Origin of the sequence: Erwinia sp. S38, from assembly GCF_016624545.1 — a bacterium.
Classification (GTDB): Bacteria; Pseudomonadota; Gammaproteobacteria; order Enterobacterales; family Enterobacteriaceae; genus Erwinia; species Erwinia coffeiphila.
On record NZ_JACVTS010000002.1, the window covers coordinates 380,498 to 399,176 of the forward strand.

Genomic DNA, 18,679 nt, shown 5'->3' on the forward strand with positions numbered 1-18,679 from the left:
GTAAAAGCCATCTCGCTGCATAGGTGGCAATAGATTCAAACCATTTTTTTCAGGCAACGCGAATGTTGGACAGCAGGCTGGCCGTGCCCCCGAGAGGGCAATCCACAGCGCTGAACGCAGAGAGGAAGCCAGGATTTGGCCACACGGACGTGGCCGAAAGTCACAGCCGCGCAGGACGCGCGTCTGTGACGGTCCGATCGGCTGACGAACAAAGTAAAGGAACCGCAACGCGGCGCGAGGACCGCCCGAACGGGGGCACGGCCAGCCAGCGCTAACTCCCAGCGCGGCAAACAACACAGCACTGGCACACTATCTCAGCAAGCACCAGGCTCAAGCCGGATCAGTTCGCCCGATTAAACACACCGCTGTAGTGCTTACCACTCTTCGTGGCAGTTGGTTCAGCCGCAGCCTGTGCAGCAGGCGGAGCAGCATTATCCGCCAGCGCCTTCTGGCACTCCGCGGTCGGCTGATTCACCTTGCTCAACGTCAGCTTATCGTAATGCAAAACGCTGCCTTCCAGCTCCAGCGGCATCACCCGGGACTGACTATTGATGTTCACCCAGTCACCATCAAGCAGAGTGGTCTTGCCCGGTTTGGCAATCACCCGCTGCCACTGACGGCAGTCAAGCGTATCGCCCGCGGCGGTAATAATCAGGCTGGCACGCGCTTCGGGGCTGACCAGCCCTTTCTGCGGGCCCATCGTCTGCCAGTTACCCACCAGCGATGCCGGCGGTGGGGTTTTCACCGCGCTGCTGTAACCTTCCAGCTGCGCACAACCGCTCAACGCGGTAACGGCCAGCCCTGCAATAATCCAGTTTTTCATGTTTTTCCCTGCTTTATGAATCTCGCGCTACGTTATAATTAATTCCCGCTGTGCCGCAAGCCCGATCGCCAGTTCACGACCGATTTCTGCCCTTTTCACCCTGCCTGCACCCGCACCGCACCTTTCCTTTTCCCGCTTGCCCCGTGTACACTGGCGGCCGAAATTACCCAGGCAGGACCGCTATGAAAACCGTTGAAGAATATTACGCCATTGCTAAAGATCTGTTCCTTGAGGCACATCCGGAACTGAAATCAGGCATTGAAAACCTTACAGCAGAGCAGGCGGCAAGCGTTGGTATGAGCATCGAGCAGCTTCAGGCGCTGCAAAAAGATCGCGCCTACGCGGCCTACGTGCGCGAGAAAAAACTGGACGGCGTGCTGTTTGCCATTCAACTGGCCGAGCCGGATAAAGCCGTGATGGTGGAAGCGATTGAAACCTATCTGCGCTCGCATGCTGAAGCGCTGGGATTAAGCTGGGAAGAGTTTTGTATTCAGAACGAACTGTGATCGGTCGATCCTCCCGAACAGACGTGCCAACACGCCTGTTCGGGGGTCGTAGCGCTTAACCGGCCAGACGAGAACCTGACGTTGCCGCCAGTTCATCCTCGCGGAATGCTTCTCGCCTTACGCTAAAACCATCGTACCAACGACATTCAACCATACCGCTGGCAACACCCGTCACAATCATCACGGGTCCACCATCCTTGTGCTGCACTTCATTACTGATTATAAACATCACAAAGCACCTCCCTTCCGGTTAAAAGACAGAATAGTTATAGCATCTTGTTGATTTCGATGCTGTTAACTGGAGGTAAACAAATTGTTAAATGCAAATAAGCAGTTAAAAACTCGATAAATAAAAAAATCGCATAAGTTTTGCAGGTTTCGTTTATGTGAACCAGCTCTCACTTACACTTAGATTTTGCAACCTTCACAGTCAGCTTCATCGCCTAAGTCGGCCGGCAATTCTGCGGCTTTTTTCTCTGCGTTGGCTTCCGCCTGCTCCAGCTGAGCATCAATATCAAATTCAAAAATATCGTCTTTCATCACATTGCTCCCACATTGGTAAAAAAAACGGACCCGCCGGGCGAGTCCGCAAGCCGCACGTTATACCGATTAGCCGCGCACTCTGGCAATCAAATTTACCAGCGACAGCACAATCGACCCCACGATAAACCCGATCACCAGGTTGGCCCCGTTAGACACCAGGGCCGCAACCAGCGTACCCAATCCGGCGCTAAATCCTTCGATAGGATGATGCAGGAACGGCAGACCGTGCACGATAATGCCGCCGCCGACCAGGAACATCGCCACGGTTCCGACAACGGTCAGAATCTTCATCAGCCACGGGGCCGTGGCCAGCAGTACACCGCCCACCGATTTCGCCAGCGCCGAACTTTTTTTCTGCAGCCAGTAGCCAAGGTCGTCAATTTTCACAATCGCCGCCACAATACCGTAAACGCCGACGGTGACCAGAATCGCAATCCCGGACAAAATCAAAACCTGATTCAGCAGCGGAGCTTCCGAGACGATCCCTAAGGTGATCGCCACAATTTCCGCAGAGAGAATAAAGTCGGTGCGGATAGCCCCCTGCACCTTTTTCTTCTCGAAGGCCGCCGGGTCCTGCTGCGCCACCTTCAGCAAACGCTGCTCTCGGGCCTCCGGGGTTTCATCACTTTTGCTTTTGTGCAGGCTGTGCAGCACCTTTTCCACCCCTTCATAACAGAGGTAGGCACCGCCAATCATCAGCAGCGGCGTAATTGCCCAGGGCGCAAAAGCGCTGATCACCAGCGCCAGCGGCACCAGGATCAGCTTATTGAGGAATGAGCCTTTGGCCACCCCCCACACCACCGGGAGCTCACGATTGGCTTTCACCCCGCTAACCTGCTGCGCATTAAGAGACAGGTCGTCCCCCAGTACACCCGCGGTTTTCTTTGCCGCCACTTTTCCCATTACCGAAATATCATCAAGCAGCGTGGCAATATCATCCAGCAAGCTCAGTAAGCTACTTCCCGCCAAAGTCTCGTTCCTTATTCATGTTCATCATGTTGACAGCAGGGGCACCGCTCAATCTCCAGCACCGCCATATCGGCAATGCCTTCGCAGTCCCACTCAACGCGCACCGGCTGGCCCTGCAGCTCGGTGTGGTGCAGATACTTGCTCACCGGGCTTTCGGTCATCCCGGTAATTTCCTCCGTGGCAATCAGTCGATCGCCGACGAAAATACGCGCCGTCGCCCGGGTGTTGACCATCCGTTCGCCGCTTAGTTGATATAAACGCTTTACCGTCAGTTTGACACTGGCCATATTTCGCCCTGCGCTTCGCCGTAGAAAGTGGGGGTGATCTAAACAATTATGCGTAACAAGTGCAAATTTTGTAAAAAATTTCCCGGTTGTGAAGAAAAACATTTCCCTATTCCGCGTTAAAAAACGAGAATTTAGCGCTGCAATTACTCAACCGGACTGAGCTATTAACATGAAGTTGCGTCGTATTCCTGCCTGGCTGCCGCTGCTGGCGGCACTGTTTTCTCTCTATTTTATCTGGGGTTCAACCTATCTGGTTATCCGTATCGGCGTGGAAAGCTGGCCGCCAATGATGATGGCCGGGCTGCGATTCCTGCTGGCGGGCGTTGTGCTGCTGGCGATTCTGCTGCTGCGCGGGGAAAAACTGCCGTCGCTGAAAGCCACAAAAAATGCGGCGATTATCGGCGTTTTACTGCTAGCAATGGGTAACGGCGCGGTCACCGTGGCCGAACATCAGCACGTTCCTTCCGGACTGGCAGCAGTCATGGTGGCGACCGTGCCGCTGTTCGCGATGTGCTTTAGCCGCATGTTTGGCATTCAGACCCGCTGGATTGAATGGGTGGGGATCGGCGTGGGGCTGGTGGGGATACTACTGCTCAACAGCGGCGGACACATGGCCGGCAATCCGTGGGGAGCCTTGATGATTCTTGCGGGTTCAATGACCTGGGCATTCGGTTCCGTTTGGGGCTCACGCATTGAGCTGCCGCAGGGAATGATGGCAGGAGCCGTTGAGATGCTGTCGGCGGGAATTGTGCTGCTGATTGCCAGCACGCTGAGCGGTGAGCATCTGACCGGAACGCCTACACTTCCGGGCATTCTGGCGCTGGGCTATCTCAGCCTGTTTGGTTCGATTATCGCCATCAACGCCTATATGTTCCTGATCCGCAATGTCACCCCGGCAGTGGCGACCAGCTATGCCTATGTTAATCCGGTGGTGGCGGTGCTGTTGGGGATTGGCTTTGCCGGGGAAACGCTCTCTTCTCGTGAATGGCTGGCGCTGGCGATCATCGTATTTGCGGTGGTGCTGGTCACGTTGGGAAAATACCTGTTCCCGGCAAAACCCGTGATCAAACCCATCAGCCGGGATTAACCGTTAAAGCTGATGAATACCTTTTTCATCGATCTCGCCGTTGCCTTCAGCGGCGCAGATCCACTCTTCAAGTCGGGCGCTCAGCGCCTGCTCTTCCAGCCGCGTTTTACCGCGCAGCGAACACTCCCAGACCAGCAGCACCTTCCAGCCGCCGTCGGTCAGTTCAGCAATATAGCGTTTATCGCGCGCCACGTTACTGTCTATTTTCCCCATCCAGAACGCCGTGCGCGTGGCGGGCATCTTGAACAAGTGGCAATGATGATGATGCCAGAAGCAGCCGTGAACAAAAATAATTGCCCGGTAGTCCGGCAAAACAAAATCGGGCCTGCCGGGCAGCGACTTATCCTGCGCGCGAAAAGTGATGTCCAGCTCGCCCAGCAGCTCAGCCACACGCTGTTCAATCGCGGTATCGCGGGTTCGAATCGCTCGCATATTTTTACTACGCACGTCGGGTTTATGTACGTCAGCCATCCTGATCTTCCTTTGGCAACAACGTTTGAGTATAGCGCTTTATTGTCGCGCAGGATGCCTCTACACTTAGCCAAAATTCCAGTTAATATGGACCTGATTTAATGAGCACTGTTGAACGAGATAAACTCACCTTGCCGAAAGGCGCGAATAAACTGCTGCTGCATTCCTGCTGCGCCCCCTGCTCTGGTGAAGTGATGGAAGCCCTGCAGGCATCGGGAATTGATTACACCATCTTCTTCTACAACCCGAATATTCATCCTCAGAAAGAGTACCTGCTGCGCAAAGAGGAAAATATCCGCTTTGCCGAGCAGCACGGTATTCCGTTTGTCGATGCCGATTACGACACCGACAACTGGTTTGCGCGGGCAAAAGGCATGGAGTGGGAACCGGAGCGCGGTGTGCGCTGCACCATGTGTTTTGATATGCGTTTTGAGCGCACCGCGCTTTACGCTTATGAGAACGGTTTTCCGGTTATCTCCAGTTCGCTGGGTATTTCACGCTGGAAGAACATGCAGCAGATTAACGACTGCGGTGACCGCGCGGCAGCGCCCTACGAAGGTATCAGCTACTGGGATTACAACTGGCGCAAGAAAGGCGGCTCGGCGCGCATGATCGAAATCAGCAAGCGCGAGCGGTTTTACCAGCAGGAATACTGCGGCTGCGTTTATTCGCTGCGCGACAGCAACCTGCATCGCAAAAGCCAGGGCCGTCCATTAATTAAACTGGGCGTATTGTATTACGGTGATGAAGACGCAGAGGGGAAATCGTAAATTATCGCCTGATGACGATAATCGCTGTGGGAGTGAGACAGGCGCCGCAGTAAAAGCGTTGTCAGTGACAGCGGTGAGGCAATCGCCGGGTGAGTGGCACAGGACAGCGACAAACCGTCGGTGCATGAATTGTCAAAACACTGGAATAGAGATAAGCGTAACGCCCCTCACGACGAGGGGCGTTAATCGCAGCGGATACGCGAAACGTACTCAGCGCTTATTTTTTCTTTTTACTCTTTTTCAGCAGCGCACGAACCTGCTTCAGTTCTGCTGCGCTCAGCTGTTCTGACAGTTCTTCAGCCGTATCCTGATTGTCCACTTCCGGTTCTTTTGCCCCTTCAAGCGTGATCAGCAGACGGCGGGTCACTTCCTGACTGACCGAAGTCTGGTTTTCCAGCGCAATGGCTTTCAGTGTTTCTTTTAATACAGGATCGATCTTTAACGTCAGGCTTACTGTCTCAGTCATTGTTGAATCTCCTGATAAATTTACACATCAAATTAGCCTGTTAAGCTAAATTTAACCATACTGTCATAAAAATTTAATATATTAGTGGCTAACCGCAAATTCAGCCAGTACCTGCCGATCCGTGCCGCAAAAATCGCCCTGCAGTTCCGCACAGAGTTTTGCCATATAGGCCACTAAGAAATCAGCATTGATTTCTGCAAGACGTTTGCCTTCGGCGGTCTGCATAGTTTGCGGCAGCTTAAGCAGCTTTTTCTGGAAATGATCCAGCGCCCATTCGGCATCATCCAGCGGCCTTTCACGGGCCAGGGGATCATGACTGTCAAACAACGAACGCCCCAGCGCACCGGAGACATAAAACACCCGCGCCAGGCCAATAGCGCCCAGAGATTCCAGCCGATCCGCATCCTGTACGATTTTTGCTTCCAGCGTTTCAGGCGTCACGGCGGCGCTAAAGCTATGGGCGTGAACCGCGTGCATTACGGCGGCAATTTTTTCTGAAGGAAAGTCCGGAAACTCCGTCAGCAGAACCCGCCGGGCTTCTTCCGCCGCCTGGGCAGAAGCCAGATGACGCTCCGGATGATTTTTCGGTAAGTTAACAATGTCGTGAAAATAGCAGCTGGTCAAAACCACCAGCGGGTCGGCCTCGCTTCCCTGCATAATGCGCTGTGCGGTTTGCCATACGCGTGCCAGATGAGCCACATCATGCGCTTTATCTTCTTTCTGCCAGCTCTGATGCAGCCACTGCTCGAAGCGCGATTGCCAGGTGTTCAGCATAATAGACTCTCCTTCATTCTTTGGACTTGTTGAGATCTCAGCGGCAATAAGCCACTGCAACGTGCTGCGTCAACGCGATAAAAATGCGACCCTCATCACTATATAGTGCATGTATTCATTATGTTACAGCCTGAATGCAGGCTGATGTATTCTGCTGCTAATTCATACTGATTAAAAATCACTCAAATCATTAAGCAGTCATAATACAGGCCAAAGGTAACGAAACGTTTCACCTGCCATCGTGTGCGGAGGATTATCGTTTGCGTTGTGCTGGTCTCTCCAGGTATGCTCCACACTTTTCTGAATATTTTAAAAATGCCGCTACGCTTTAAGACATTGTAATTAAGCAACATGTAAAATATGTTACGCTGCAAAAATGACGTCGGGTCGCTACCCGAATACGGCAATTCAACTGCCAGCATAGCGTCATCAGCGGCGTTTTATCTTTCCGTTTTTTTTATTAAATTTTACTGATGTTTTACCAAAAAATGCCCCTGATTGGTGTTAAAGGTTTAAGTTAGGAGTTCTCCGCATTGTGTTTTCATTTTAACTATGTAGCTGGTTTGGTTGAGAAAGATATAGAGGTTATCCCATGAAAGAACGCCCGATTCTGTTCAGCGATCAACGGGTGCGCGCCCTGCTATCTGGTCGTCAAAGCCAGACCCGGCGCATCATGAAATCCCAACCTTTCGGACCGGTTCAGGATAATCATGAAGGCTGTTACGGCATTGATGTAAAGCGTAACCACCTGCAAGGAAACCTGGTAATGAGCATGGAGAACATCAGCCACCACAGCCCGCACGGCCAGCCGGGCGATCGGTTATGGGTGCGGGAAACCTGGCGCGGGCCGGTTATTGCCCCCGAAGACGTTGCACGCTATCAACAGGACCCGGCGGCGTTCAGGGACCGCAAGTATTGCCGCTACCGGGCCGATACCAGCGCCTGGGGCAGTGAAGATGGCGTAGGCCATCCCGGCTGGCAGGCTGGTATTCATATGCCGCGCTGGGCCAGCCGTATTGACCTGCTGATCACTCGCCTGCGCGTGGAAAAAATCCAGGACATCAGTGACGATGACATCATCGCTGAAGGCGTACAGTTCGACAGCCATTTTTTAAATAACTTTTTTACCATGCAGAGCGAAACCGACTCACCAAAAGAGGCCTACCGCAAAGCATGGACCGCGCAGTATGGCGGTACCAGCTGGGAAGTGAATCCCTGGGTCTGGGTCATCGACTTTGAACGAATCTGACCGTTGTGAATGATGCGCGACGCTGAAGTTTTTCAGCGTCGTTTGCGCTTCATCACAGACAATTCCTAATATAACTGGTTGAATATCCCCCTCAATTTGCCATCATTTTTGGCAACTTTCATCAGCATCGCACCCGTCAGCCGCTCAAATTTCATGCAATGTGTATTAACCCGTTGCAGCATTTGTGCGGCTGCGGCATGGTGTAAGAGGAATTCATTACCGCATGGGGGCAATATCAGCATGATCAAATGGCCGTGGAAAAGCGATGATGACGCAGCGATCAGTGGATTACCCTGGCAACAGGCGCTTGAGATCCCCCTGCTGGCTCCGCTCAATGAAGATGAACGCCAGACACTGATCGCGCTCGCCGCACGCTTTTTGCGCCAGAAACGTATTCTTGGCTTACAGAATCTTGAACTGGACGAGTTGAAACGCTGTCGTCTGGCACTGTTGTTTTGCCTTCCCGTGCTCAACCTCGGCTACGACTGGCTGGATGGCTTTCTGGAAGTGCTGGTTTACCCTACCCCTTTTATGGTTGATGACGAATGGCAGGATGAGTTTGGCCTGGTTCACCGCGAACGCATGGTACAGTCCGGACAGAGTTGGGAACAGGGTCCGATCGTCCTTAACTGGCTGGATATTCAGGATTCTTTTGACCGCTCCGGTTATAACCTGGTGATCCACGAGGTGGCACACAAGCTGGACGCACACGGCAGCGGCGAGTCAACCGGTATTCCGGCCATGGCACTCCGTGACGTCGCCGGTTGGGAGCGCGATATGCTGGCAGCGATGAATGCGATTCAGGATGAGGTCGATCTGGTTGGAGAAAACGCCGCGACCATTGATGCCTATGCCGCCAGCGATCCGGCTGAATGCTTCGCCGTGCTGTCTGAGTATTTCTTCAGCGCCCCGGAACTGCTGCTGGTGAGATTCCCGCAGGTTTACGAGCGGCTGCGCCAGTTTTATCGCCAGGACCCCTATCAGCGTTTGGAACTCACGTTAGAACAGCAAAACCCGGATGGAATTGTGCATTAAAACAACGGACTGCTGCAAACTGCGCCATTCAGATTGCAGCGCTACTTTTGCTGTTGACAGGCAACAGGCAGATCGCTAATATGCGCCTCGTTCACACGATTCCTCTGTAGTTCAGTCGGTAGAACGGCGGACTGTTAATCCGTATGTCACTGGTTCGAGTCCAGTCAGAGGAGCCATATTTAGAGAAGCCCGCTTAAGGAAACTTAAGCGGGCTTTTTGCTATGCGCGAAACAACCGACTGGATGCTGTTCGCAGTTATGATACCGACGCACAAACTCAACGTGAGCCCCCATCAGTGAACTGTACGCGGCCAGCGCGTAGGGTTTTTGCTGTGGGCAGCGCCACAACCCTTCACAGTTTGTCCATTCCATCACTTTTTCTTAAAATGAGATCAAGATCGCTTACCCCTCCCCCTGCCGACGATATAATCGCCGTAAATTCAATTAAGGACTCTTGCGGAGACCCGTCATGCACCAGACAGATGATATTTTAGAAAGCCTGAAATTTATTCAAGAACACACCGACCTCAAGCCCACCGTCGGTATTATTTTAGGGTCCGGTCTGGGTCCATTTGCAGACACGCTGCAAAATGCCGTACGTATTCCTTACAGCGCGATCCCGCACTTTGCGAAGTCAGAAGCGGTTGGGCACGCCAATGAAATGGTTATCGGCACCATAGACGATAAAACCGTTGTGGCAATGAAGGGGCGTTTCCATTATTACGAAGGGTTTTCGCTGGAACAGGTCACCTTCCCGGTGCGGGTCATGAAAGCGTTAGGCGTTGAAAAATTAATCATCACCAATGCCTGCGGTGCGGTCAATAAGGCGTTTAATCCTGGCGACCTGATGCTGATCACCGACCATATTAATTTAACGGCGGCGAATCCACTGATGGGGCCGAATAACCCGGAACTGGGAACCCGATTCTTAGACGTTAGCGAGGTGTATAACAAACAGCTTCGCCAGACAATTAAGGATGTCGCTCAGGAGCAAGGGGTATCACTTCGTGAAGGCGTTTATGCCTGGTGGACCGGCCCCACGTATGAAACACCGGCAGAGATCCGCATGATCAGAACGCTCGGCGCAGATGCAGTAGGAATGTCAACGGTGCCAGAGGCACTGGTTGCGCATCATTCCCAGATTAAGACGGTGGGGATTTCGTGCCTGACCAATATGGCATGCGGAATTTTGGATCAGCCACTGAGCCATGATGAGGTGATTGAAACAGCAGAAAGAGTGAAATCAACCTTCCTGAATCTGGTCACTGAGGTCATTAAGCGATTCTGACCCTGACGGCAGTTTATTAATTAATCCACAGGTGCTAACGGCGCCAAATATACAGCACCTGTGGTCATTTCATTATGATGATTGAGTTAATCAATCATCCATCAAAATACATAGCGCACTGTCCCGGCCGGAGCTTTTATGGACATTAGATACCGTTTAAAAGTAATGTTATTCATGCAGTATTTTATCTGGGGATGCTGGCTGGTGACGCTGGGTGCCTATATGATGAGAACGCTAAACTTCTCCGGTGCAGAAGTGGGGATCGTATACAGCTCAAAAGGCATCGCTGCTATCTTGATGCCGGGGATTATAGGCATTATCGCCGACAAATATATCCCGGCAAATCGATTATATATGATTTGCCATCTGGTTTGCGCGGGTACGCTGTTTTACGCGGCAACGGTAACCGACCCGACGGTGATGTTCCTGGTCATGATGATCAATGCGATGGCATTTATGCCGACCATCGCTCTGTCAAACTCAATCAGCTACTCTTCGCTGTCCCAGTATCAGCTCGACTCCGTAACGAACTTTCCCCCGGTCCGCGTCTACGGCACGGTCGGTTTTATCATTGCCATGTGGCTGATCAGCCTGTTGAAGTTCGAATTAAGCAGCAATCAGCTGTACATTGCTGGCGGTTGCTCTTTGTTACTCGCTGTCTATTCCCTGACGCTCCCGCACATCCCCGTGGTAAAAAAAGCCATCACCTCCGGCTTAGGCAGCAAGTTAGGTTTGGATGCCCTGGTGTTGTTTAAGCAACCCATTATGGTGGTGTTCTTCCTTTTTTCCCTACTGTTAGGTGCGGTTTTACAGATTACCAATACGTTTGGCAGCCCGTTCCTGCATGACTTCGCCCGGAACCCTGAGTATCAGGACAGCCTGATTGTTCAGTACCCTTCTCTGCTGCTGTCGATTTCACAAATGGCAGAAGTCTGTTTTATCCTGGCGATTCCCTTTGTTTTAAAACGCTACGGCATTAAAACAGTCATGTTGCTCAGCATGCTCGCGTGGACGCTACGATTTGGCTTCTTCGCCTTAGGCGATCCTTCAACGATTGGCTTACTGTTTTTAATTCTGTCGATGATTGTGTATGGCTGCGCTTTTGATTTCTTCAACATCTCAGGCTCTATTTTTATCGAAAAAACCGTCGATACCCGCATGAGGGCCAGCGCACAAGGGCTCTTTATGACTATGGTGAATGGCGTTGGCGCTTACTTTGGCGCGATACTGAGCGGGCGGGTCGTTGACTATTTCAGTATTGATGGCGTGAAGGACTGGCCGACAATTTGGCTGGTTTTCGCAGCTTACACTGCCGTTCTGTCCGTTATTTTTTACTTTACCTTCCACTACCATCACAAAGAAGAAGCACCTGCCTGCTAATAGAAAAGACTCAGACAGATACCTGCACCTCCCGCAGTTATCTGTCAGTTTAATCCCAATGGATAGCGTTCTTTATTCTTCAAGATACTTTTCTAATACTGCCCCACCCGCCCCCTGAGCAACAATTTCATAAGAATCACTGGCAGAGAATATGCGGGTCTTAATATGCGGAAAAGCAGATATCTTTCTTTCTATCGTTTCTTTAGTCAGCGCAAAAAAGTTATTTTTCGGCGTTAACGTCCCGCCACAGACAACCACATCGGGCTGGAATATCAGCACCGCGTTGGCAATTGCCACACCATAATAGCGGGCCGCTTCGGCTAAAACAGACTGGCAGAGAGGGTCATCCATAGCCAGTGCCTGAAAAATGACATGATAATCAATTTCGCTTTCGTCTTTAACCAACGTATTAATCACTGATTTTTTATCCAGCCGGAGCTGCTGTATAACCTGATTTTTTATTGCCGCCAATGAGCTGTACTGCTTCAGGCAACCTTCAGAACCACATTCACAATGAAGCCCATTGATATCTATTGTCGTGTGCCCAAAGGACTGGGCGGTGCTGATGGGCAGGCGAGAAAGTACGCTGTCGATAATAGTGCAGCTGCGGATTTCAGTATCGCAGGTGGTAAATAAAAATCGCTGACTTTGTGATTTATACCGCAACCGATACTCCGCTAAAGCCGCAAAATTTATTCCGCTGCCGATAGTCACCAGGCAGCCGACTCTGCTTGCGATAACATTTTGAATTTCTGAAATTTCAGACTCATAGCGATCGGGTGGGGTTTTATCCCGCTCAAGAATGTGGTCCAGCGCAATACCGATGCCTAAAATATCCTTCGTCGTCAAATTATGTTCCGACAAAAGCGCATCAACTTCAATCAGTAAACCATCAATCATCCGATCTATAGGCTCAACACGTTTATTCTGAACTTTCACCATACCTAAAATATCGAGCTTCAGATTCAGTAATAGTACGGTGGAGTAGATATCACTAATCTCGATGCCAATAACATAGCCATCCGCTGAATTGATCTGGTAAAGAATGGGTTTACGGCCGCCCGTAGACTCACCAAGTTCGGCGGTCGAAATCAGGCCGTTTTTACTTAATTCATCCAGTAATCTTGCACAGGTTGCCGACTGGATATGGGCCAGTGACGATAATGTCTCTGCCCTTATTGGCCCGTGATTCAGTATCAATCTGTACAGTGTTTTAAGCTTGCGCGTTTTTGAATTTTTAGACTCACGAAATTCATGCAGTAGATTGAGTAACACGTCGCCACCTATGATGATTCACCGATATTAAATGCAAAATATCAGTTTTTATCTCAACGCACGACACAGCGCCTGCGTAACCATGATCCGTACCATAATAATATATTCCATGGGGTAAAAGAGGTTGATTTTCACACCAAACCTCTATTCGACATCGTTATATTTTTAGCCTACACCGGCATTGGCCCATCTTTTACCACGGTCTTCATCACCAGCGTTGAAGTCAGTCTTCGGACTCCGGGCATTCCGCTTAACTGCTCATCATAGAGCCGCTGGAAGGCTTCCAAATCCTCAGTAATCACATGCAGGATGTAATCCGGATCGCCGAACAGTCGCTGTGCCAGCGTCACATTCTTTACCTGCTGTACCGCAGACTCAAACGCCGCAACGGCCTGACGATCGCCCTCTTTTAGCGTCACGAACACGATGGCAAAAAAGGTCAGCCCCAGCCGTTCCGGTTGAATGTGGGCACGGTAGCCGCTTATGACCCCGGATTCTTCCAGCGCACGAACCCGCCGATGGCAGGGGGAAAGGCTTAATCCTACACGGTCGGCCAGATCGGTTAATGACAACCGACCGTCTGATTGCAGCTCAGCAAGAATCTTCCTGTCTATTCTGTCCATTTGGAAAAATTTACCCAATAAGGCCGAAAGTAACCACAGGTATGGAAGCACATTTCAACGATGAAAGGATAATCTTTTCTTCCCGATTTCATCATCAGACGAGAACAACGCTGTATGAACCCTTTTCAGGCAATAAGCAAAATACCGTGGTGCCTGCGGCTCAAATTCATCGCTTAATTCGCTGTAAAACATAAACACCCACCCTTTTAAATCAGAGAGATAGAAAAATGTCCCTGCATCTCTTCATTGCCTTCTGGGCCGTGTCCGCACTGTTTATCATCACGCCGGGTGCAGACTGGGCCTATGCCATTTCCGCCGGTTTGCGTGGCCGGGCGATCATTCCTGCCATTGCAGGGCTGCTGTCAGGACATTTACTCGCCACGATCGTTGTGGCCATCGGCACAGGCGCACTTATCGCCAGCATGCATTCGGCAATGGCCGTTCTTACCGTGGCGGGAGCGGGTTACCTTCTCTGGCTGGGTACAGGCATGCTGCGACATCCCTCTGTGCCTGAGGTGGCGGCAGATGCAGAACACAGCTCCGGATGGCAGTGGGCACTGAGGGGGTTGTGCGTCAGCGGCCTGAATCCAAAGGTGTTTCTGTTGTTCCTCGCCCTGCTGCCGCAGTTCACCGACCCGCAGGGATCGTGGCCCTTATCCGTGCAGATGGCCGCACTCGGCCTGCTGCATATTGTTAGCTGTTCCGTGGTTTACCTGCTGGTGGGTTACGGCTCCAGGGCCATACTGCAGACGCGTCCCAACGCCGCCCGGCTGGTCAGCCGCACCTCCGGCGTACTGATGATCGTTATCGCGCTCATTTTGATTACCGAACAGCTTATTCGCCTACTCCACTAAAACGCTATTTTGCAGCAGAAAATTGACGATGGCTGGCGCGACGTCGCTCAAACTGGGCGGCGGTACGATTCAGGCGGCCATTGCCCTGACTATATTAATTTTTATGATGATGTTGTGATTTATTCGCTCAAGCCCGCGTATTGATTGCCGCGAGGCTTGCTGATAACGTCTCTCCATTAACTTTAAATAATGCCAACACTTTTCAATCCAATATTTAAAATACAAACATCACTCTTAATCCCTGATTCACGGGATGGGTTACTGCGAAAAAATATGATAGCCATAGAAAAAATAACGAAAAGCTTTTCCGGGGAACGGATATTAAAGGGTGTATCACTTTCTATTGAGGCCGGAGAGATAATTTGTATTATTGGCCCCAGCGGCTCGGGAAAAACCACTCTGCTACGCACACTCAATTTTCTTGAACCTGCCGATACGGGAACCATCGCTATTGATAATGTCGCGGTAAACTGCGAGCGCGCCGGTAAAAAGGAAATTGAGAAGCTGCGTGCTAAAACCGCGATGGTATTCCAGTCCTGGAATCTTTTTCATAATCTTACCGCCCTGCAGAATATCACCGAAGGGCTGATCTACGCGCAAAAGCGTCCGCGCCATGAAGCCATCGCCACCGCTGAACGTTTGTTGAAGCTGGTGGGCCTGCTGCATAAAAAAGACAGCTACCCCAACAGTCTTTCCGGTGGGCAGAAACAGCGCATCGGCATTGCGCGCGCGCTGGCGATCCGTCCCGCCGTCCTGCTGTTGGATGAACCGACCTCCGCGCTGGACCCGGAAAAAGTTGGCGAGATCCTGGCGCTGATTCAGGACATTGCGGCACGCGGGCAAACCATGATTATCGTCACCCATGAGATGGAGTTTGCCCGTCAGGTTGCATCACGCGTGGTATTTATGGACCAGGGAGAAATCGTTGAGCAGGGCCCGCCGGAGCATATTTTTGGTGCGGCCCGCCATCAGCGGACGCAGTCTTTCCTCGCTCGCCTGCGTTATCACGCCTGAGGAGTCGATCAATGACCGCACCTTCGCTGATGACGTTTGCCGACCTGACGCTGATTGTTCCTAAACTGCTGGAAAACCTGACGGTCACGCTGGGTATTACGCTGGCCTCTCTGCTGCTGGGACTGGGTCTTGCCCTGATCCTCACCGTGTCAGGCTACAGTCGTTCCACAGCGTTGCGGATAATGGTGAAAACCGTGACCGACGTGCTGCGCGGTGCGCCGCTGGCGCTGCTGATCCTGCTGTTTTTCTTTGGCGGCAAGCTGATACTTTCTTCGCTGGCTCTTCCAGCCGCGTTAATTAGCGATACGACCTTTGCGATTCTGGCGCTCTCGGTGGGCATCAGCCCGTATTTTGCCGAAATGATGCGCTCCGCGTGGGAAGCGGTGGATATCGGGCAGAAAGAAGCGCTGAAAAGCCTGAATATTCCCTATTCGATCGGCATAGCGCGAGTCATTTTTCCACAGGGCTTAATTATTGCCATTCCCAATTTCGGTAATTTATTAATCAACCTGGTTAAAATGACTTCACTGGTTAATATTATCGGCATTGTCGATATATTTGGCCGTGCGCAAAAAATTTCGCAGAACAGTTATGGCGCTAAACAGGTAGCAGCATTTGTTAGCGTTATTCTTGTTTATTGGTTACTTAACCTGATCATCTTTTATCTCACCTCACGGATAGAGAAAAAGTATCACTATTTACTGGAGTAACCTCACTGATGTTTAGTGTTGAATTTATTCGCGATAACATCTTTTTTATTCTCAGTGCGTTGCCCATCACACTGGCGATTACGCTGCTATCGCTGTTGTTCTCTACGCTTTTAGGCGGCCTGCTGGCGTGGGTAATCATTCGTCGGATACCGGTGCTGCACTCTTTCGCCCAGATAATGATCTCATTTGGTCGATCGGTCCCCATGTTGGTGATGCTCTATTTCGTCTTTTACGTCTGGCCGTGGATAGCCAGCGCATGGTTTGGCAGCCCGCAACAGCCGATGTATGGCTACAAGCTGGCTCCGCTGAGCGCGGCGGTTATCGCCTTTTCGGTAGTATTCAGCGCCTATTTCGCCGAGACCTTTCGCTCGGCATGGAATGCGGTAGAAAAAAGCCAGCGTGAAGCGGCCTGGTCAGTTGGCCTGACCGGCTTTACTCAGTTTCGCCGCATTATTCTGCCGCAGGCGGCCGTTTCTGCCCTGCCCAACTACACCAGCGTGGTTATCGATCTGATTAAGGACACGTCGCTGGTTTACACCATCACGGTGATTGATGTGATGGCGAAAGCCAATATCGCCGCCGCGCGCGGGTTTCACTATGTCGAAGCTTACTGCGTGGTGCTGGTGATTTATATCGCGCTCTGTCTGGTAGTCGCCCGGGCACTGCGCAGCCTGGAGCTGTTTCTTAGCCGTCGATGGAAGAACCACGCGCATAACGTGGTGCCGTCTTACTCTTTTTGGGGGAAATATGTTGAAAAGTAAATTACTGCTGGCGAGCGCTATACTGCTGGCGTTGAATATCAGCCCGGTAATGGCGGTGGATAAAAGCCCGAATGCCGAAACCGTTGAGGTGGTCGTCAATGCGAACGGTTTCCCGTTCAGCTTCGTTGATGACAATAACAACATCACCGGCTACGACGGTGACCTGTTAAAGGTGCTGGACGCACGGCTGAAAGACTATAAGTTCCACTATAACGCGGTATCGCGCGATGCGATGATTGTCGGATTATCGACCGGGGCCTATACGCTGGCTGCGGACCACTTTTATCTGACCAAAGAGCGCGCGGCAAAGTACGCCTGGTCCGCTGAACCTTCCGGCCTCAGCGATCTGCGTTTAATCGTACGGGAAAACGAGAACGATATTCATAACCTGGGCGACCTTGCCGGCGGCAGGAAAAAGCTGGTGCCGATCCACACTTCAGATGCTCGCTACACGGTGATCGATAACTACAACCAAAAGCATCCCACTCAGCAGATCAACCTGCAGCCTAACGGCGAGCAGTCTGCTGCCGATATCTTTAAAGCGGTGGCCTCTGGGGAATACGATGCGGCAATCTATCCTATTGGCGCGCTGCTGGCGTTAAATAAAGCGCTAAACCTGAATCTTAAGGCCTCAGATTCCGTCGGTCTGTTCCCGAACGTCTATCTGTATAAAAAGAACGCCGATCCGAAGCTTATCAAAGCGGTGGACAGCGAACTCGCCGCACTGAAGAAAGACGGGACGCTCGCTGAGCTGTCACGCAAGTGGTACAACGAAGACGTGTATGCGCTGCCTGGTGCCAACGACGTTAAGGTAAATACCGACTGGGAATAACGTGACAGCGGGCGGCTTCAGCCCGTTTATCGTATCTGGAGATAAAACTATGCGCAGGAATAAAACGTTACTCATTGCCGGGCTGCTGTCAGTAGCTGGCGTTTGCGGTAGCTCAGCCGCCATCGCCGCCGGGCCGTCATCCCACATCGCCTGGAGCGAGCGCTGGCAGCAGCTACCGAATACGCCTGCTCCGGTCGCCGCGCTCAAACCCCACTATGCCAGTATTAACGGTATCCAGCTTTACTATGCGACGGCTGGCAAAGGCTCGCCGGTAGTACTGTTACACGGCGGGCTGGCAAACTCAGATTACTGGGGCGAGCAAGTTGCGGCGCTGGCAAAGCATCATCAGGTCATTGTGGTAGACAGCCGTGGACACGGGCGCAGCACGCGGGACAGCCGACCCTACAGCTACGATCTGATGAGCGATGATGTCGTCGCCCTGCTGGATGTACTTAAAATTCAGAAAGCAGACATCGTTGGCTGGAGCGATGGTGGCATTATCGGCATCGATCTGGCCATTCGACATCCAACTCGGGTCAATAAGATTTTCGCTTTTGCGCCAAACACGAAAACCAGCGGCGTGAAGCCGGATACCGATAAAAACCCGGTGTTCGCAAACTATATCAAACGCGCCGGTGGGGAATATCGCCGACTGTCTAAAACACCCGACCAGTACGATGCCTTTGTTGAGCAGATTAGCCATATGTGGGCTTCGCAGCCAAACTGGAGCGACAGCGAACTGCAAAAAATTCACACGCCGGTGCTGATTGTTGACGGCGATCGGGACGAGGCCATTGTTCGCCAGCATCTGGAATATATCGCCGACACCATACCCGGAGCAGGACTGCTGATTCTGCCCAATACCAGTCACTTCGCCTTTATTCAGGCACCGGAAGAATTTAACCAGGCCATTATTAACTTTATTGACTATAAATAAGTAATATTAGATTTCGGGGTGCACTC

The 18,679-nt window shown here is 51.7% G+C and carries 23 protein-coding genes and 1 tRNA gene; 14 read left to right on the forward strand and 10 right to left on the reverse strand.

What is annotated here, in order from left to right; genetic code table 11:
- Positions 1-340: 340 nt before the first annotated feature.
- Entirely contained in the window at positions 341-823 is a 483-nt protein-coding gene (gene yedD / locus IBT46_RS04010) for a lipoprotein YedD (protein WP_200544205.1), read from the reverse strand.
- A gap of 182 nt (positions 824-1,005) precedes the next feature.
- Between yedD and IBT46_RS04015 the strand changes: the two genes are divergently transcribed.
- Positions 1,006-1,329, forward strand: coding sequence for a DUF6388 family protein (locus IBT46_RS04015; RefSeq protein WP_105591609.1), 324 nt, complete (start codon positions 1,006-1,008; stop codon positions 1,327-1,329).
- 55 nt (positions 1,330-1,384) lie between these two features.
- Here IBT46_RS04015 and IBT46_RS04020 read toward each other — a convergent pair whose 3' ends face one another.
- The 4 genes from IBT46_RS04020 to IBT46_RS04030 form a co-directional block, all read right to left on the reverse strand.
- Positions 1,385-1,558 (reverse strand): YodC family protein, encoded by a 174-nt coding sequence (locus IBT46_RS04020; RefSeq protein ID WP_234471717.1) that lies wholly within the window; start codon positions 1,556-1,558, stop codon positions 1,385-1,387.
- 179 nt (positions 1,559-1,737) lie between these two features.
- The gene (locus tag IBT46_RS27550; RefSeq protein WP_255416823.1) at positions 1,738-1,869 is read right to left on the reverse strand and encodes a hypothetical protein; all 132 of its coding nucleotides are present in this window, start codon (positions 1,867-1,869) and stop codon (positions 1,738-1,740) included.
- A gap of 69 nt (positions 1,870-1,938) precedes the next feature.
- The gene (locus tag IBT46_RS04025; protein ID WP_200544207.1) at positions 1,939-2,841 is read right to left on the reverse strand and encodes a DUF808 domain-containing protein; all 903 of its coding nucleotides are present in this window, start codon (positions 2,839-2,841) and stop codon (positions 1,939-1,941) included.
- An 11-nt stretch (positions 2,842-2,852) separates the two neighbouring features.
- On the reverse strand, positions 2,853-3,128 hold the full coding sequence (locus IBT46_RS04030) for a hypothetical protein (RefSeq protein ID WP_200544209.1): 276 nt from the start codon (positions 3,126-3,128) through the stop codon (positions 2,853-2,855).
- A 169-nt stretch (positions 3,129-3,297) separates the two neighbouring features.
- On the opposite strand from IBT46_RS04030, the gene yedA reads away from it, so the two are divergent.
- On the forward strand, positions 3,298-4,215 hold the full coding sequence (yedA, locus tag IBT46_RS04035) for a drug/metabolite exporter YedA (RefSeq protein ID WP_200544211.1): 918 nt from the start codon (positions 3,298-3,300) through the stop codon (positions 4,213-4,215).
- A 3-nt stretch (positions 4,216-4,218) separates the two neighbouring features.
- Here yedA and IBT46_RS04040 read toward each other — a convergent pair whose 3' ends face one another.
- Positions 4,219-4,686: a very short patch repair endonuclease gene (locus IBT46_RS04040; protein ID WP_105591604.1), complete on the reverse strand. Its 468-nt coding sequence runs from the start codon at positions 4,684-4,686 to the stop codon at positions 4,219-4,221.
- 101 nt (positions 4,687-4,787) lie between these two features.
- Between IBT46_RS04040 and IBT46_RS04045 the strand changes: the two genes are divergently transcribed.
- Entirely contained in the window at positions 4,788-5,456 is a 669-nt protein-coding gene (locus tag IBT46_RS04045; protein WP_200544213.1) for an epoxyqueuosine reductase QueH, read from the forward strand.
- Positions 5,457-5,673: 217 nt separating this feature from the next.
- On the opposite strand, the gene IBT46_RS04050 is transcribed toward IBT46_RS04045, so the two are convergent.
- Together IBT46_RS04050 and IBT46_RS04055 are read right to left on the reverse strand one after the other, a co-directional pair.
- Positions 5,674-5,922, reverse strand: coding sequence for a hypothetical protein (locus IBT46_RS04050; protein WP_105591602.1), 249 nt, complete (start codon positions 5,920-5,922; stop codon positions 5,674-5,676).
- 81 nt (positions 5,923-6,003) lie between these two features.
- The gene (locus tag IBT46_RS04055) at positions 6,004-6,699 is read right to left on the reverse strand and encodes a phosphohydrolase (RefSeq protein ID WP_105591639.1); all 696 of its coding nucleotides are present in this window, start codon (positions 6,697-6,699) and stop codon (positions 6,004-6,006) included.
- Between the two features lie 589 nt (positions 6,700-7,288).
- Here IBT46_RS04055 and IBT46_RS04060 point away from each other — a divergent pair.
- The 5 genes from IBT46_RS04060 to IBT46_RS04080 all read left to right on the forward strand — a co-directional run bounded on the left by IBT46_RS04060 (position 7,289) and on the right by IBT46_RS04080 (position 11,647).
- Positions 7,289-7,945, forward strand: a complete 657-nt coding sequence (locus IBT46_RS04060) for a hypothetical protein (protein WP_200544215.1) — start codon at positions 7,289-7,291, stop codon at positions 7,943-7,945.
- A gap of 240 nt (positions 7,946-8,185) precedes the next feature.
- Entirely contained in the window at positions 8,186-8,980 is a 795-nt protein-coding gene (gene mtfA / locus IBT46_RS04065) for a DgsA anti-repressor MtfA (RefSeq protein WP_200544217.1), read from the forward strand.
- 100 nt (positions 8,981-9,080) lie between these two features.
- A tRNA-Asn gene (locus tag IBT46_RS04070) sits at positions 9,081-9,156 on the forward strand.
- A gap of 292 nt (positions 9,157-9,448) precedes the next feature.
- The gene (locus IBT46_RS04075) at positions 9,449-10,267 is read left to right on the forward strand and encodes a purine-nucleoside phosphorylase (RefSeq protein ID WP_200544219.1); all 819 of its coding nucleotides are present in this window, start codon (positions 9,449-9,451) and stop codon (positions 10,265-10,267) included.
- Between the two features lie 138 nt (positions 10,268-10,405).
- Positions 10,406-11,647 carry a nucleoside permease gene (locus IBT46_RS04080; RefSeq protein ID WP_200544221.1) on the forward strand — a complete coding sequence of 414 codons (1,242 nt, stop codon included), beginning with the start codon at positions 10,406-10,408 and terminating at the stop codon, positions 11,645-11,647.
- 72 nt (positions 11,648-11,719) lie between these two features.
- Here IBT46_RS04080 and IBT46_RS04085 read toward each other — a convergent pair whose 3' ends face one another.
- Both IBT46_RS04085 and IBT46_RS04090 read right to left on the reverse strand, forming a co-directional pair.
- Positions 11,720-12,922 (reverse strand): ROK family transcriptional regulator, encoded by a 1,203-nt coding sequence (locus tag IBT46_RS04085; RefSeq protein ID WP_200544223.1) that lies wholly within the window; start codon positions 12,920-12,922, stop codon positions 11,720-11,722.
- Positions 12,923-13,092: 170 nt separating this feature from the next.
- Positions 13,093-13,545: an Lrp/AsnC family transcriptional regulator gene (locus IBT46_RS04090; RefSeq protein WP_105591638.1), complete on the reverse strand. Its 453-nt coding sequence runs from the start codon at positions 13,543-13,545 to the stop codon at positions 13,093-13,095.
- A 227-nt stretch (positions 13,546-13,772) separates the two neighbouring features.
- On the opposite strand from IBT46_RS04090, the gene IBT46_RS04095 reads away from it, so the two are divergent.
- The 6 genes from IBT46_RS04095 (at position 13,773) to IBT46_RS04120 (ending at position 18,653) form a co-directional block, all read left to right on the forward strand.
- Positions 13,773-14,399 carry a LysE family translocator gene (locus IBT46_RS04095; protein WP_200544225.1) on the forward strand — a complete coding sequence of 209 codons (627 nt, stop codon included), beginning with the start codon at positions 13,773-13,775 and terminating at the stop codon, positions 14,397-14,399.
- 273 nt (positions 14,400-14,672) lie between these two features.
- The gene (locus tag IBT46_RS04100; RefSeq protein ID WP_200544227.1) at positions 14,673-15,413 is read left to right on the forward strand and encodes an amino acid ABC transporter ATP-binding protein; all 741 of its coding nucleotides are present in this window, start codon (positions 14,673-14,675) and stop codon (positions 15,411-15,413) included.
- 11 nt (positions 15,414-15,424) lie between these two features.
- Entirely contained in the window at positions 15,425-16,123 is a 699-nt protein-coding gene (locus tag IBT46_RS04105) for an ABC transporter permease subunit (RefSeq protein WP_200544229.1), read from the forward strand.
- A gap of 8 nt (positions 16,124-16,131) precedes the next feature.
- Positions 16,132-16,884, forward strand: a complete 753-nt coding sequence (locus IBT46_RS04110; protein ID WP_200544231.1) for an amino acid ABC transporter permease — start codon at positions 16,132-16,134, stop codon at positions 16,882-16,884.
- The gene (locus IBT46_RS04115) at positions 16,874-17,716 is read left to right on the forward strand and encodes a transporter substrate-binding domain-containing protein (protein WP_200544370.1); all 843 of its coding nucleotides are present in this window, start codon (positions 16,874-16,876) and stop codon (positions 17,714-17,716) included. Before IBT46_RS04110 ends, IBT46_RS04115 begins: the two co-directional genes overlap by 11 nt.
- Before the next feature lie 49 nt (positions 17,717-17,765).
- Positions 17,766-18,653, forward strand: a complete 888-nt coding sequence (locus tag IBT46_RS04120; protein WP_200544233.1) for an alpha/beta fold hydrolase — start codon at positions 17,766-17,768, stop codon at positions 18,651-18,653.
- Positions 18,654-18,679: the final 26 nt, after the last annotated feature.